The organism is Runella sp. R0.1_18 (assembly GCF_057652155.1).
The window spans coordinates 1-427 of sequence record NZ_JBYFCK010000101.1 but is presented as its reverse complement, the minus strand read 5'-3'; the positions used below and the strand labels follow the sequence as shown (position 1 = coordinate 427).

Below are 427 nucleotides of genomic sequence, written 5' to 3'. Positions count from 1 at the left end.
AAATCTGGTAACTGGGGCTAAGTCGTAACAAGGTAGCCGTACCGGAAGGTGTGGCTGGAACACCTCCTTTCTGGAGTAAAGACTCCTTTCCTTAACTTACTTTCATTATATAACTTTTAAGGGGGCTTGTAGCTCAGGTGGTTAGAGCGCTACACTGATAATGTAGAGGTCCGAGGTTCGAGTCCTCGCAGGCCCACTAAAATCAGCCTTCAAACACAAAGTAAGCGTACTTTTGTTAAGTTTGAAGAAAGTCTAAAAAAAATATTGGGGGTTTAGCTCAGCTGGCTAGAGCACCTGCTTTGCAAGCAGGGGGTCAACGGTTCGAATCCGTTATCCTCCACGAGGCTTTAAGTCTTAGAGTTATTTGACATATTGGTAGAGAATTATCAAGAAATTTGTAGAAGAAGCAAAATAAGGGCGCATGGGG

Annotated in this window: 2 tRNA genes and 1 rRNA gene; all 3 read left to right on the top strand. The window is 43.8% G+C overall.

The annotated features are described in order from the left end of the window. A 16S ribosomal RNA gene (locus tag AC23P2_RS31250) occupies nt 1-70 on the top strand; the annotation flags it as partial. Between the two features lie 52 nt (nt 71-122). Then, a tRNA-Ile gene (locus AC23P2_RS31245) sits at nt 123-196 on the top strand. A gap of 70 nt (nt 197-266) precedes the next feature. Beyond that, nucleotides 267-340, top strand: a tRNA-Ala gene (locus tag AC23P2_RS31240). The last annotated feature ends 87 nt before the right edge of the window (nt 341-427 follow it).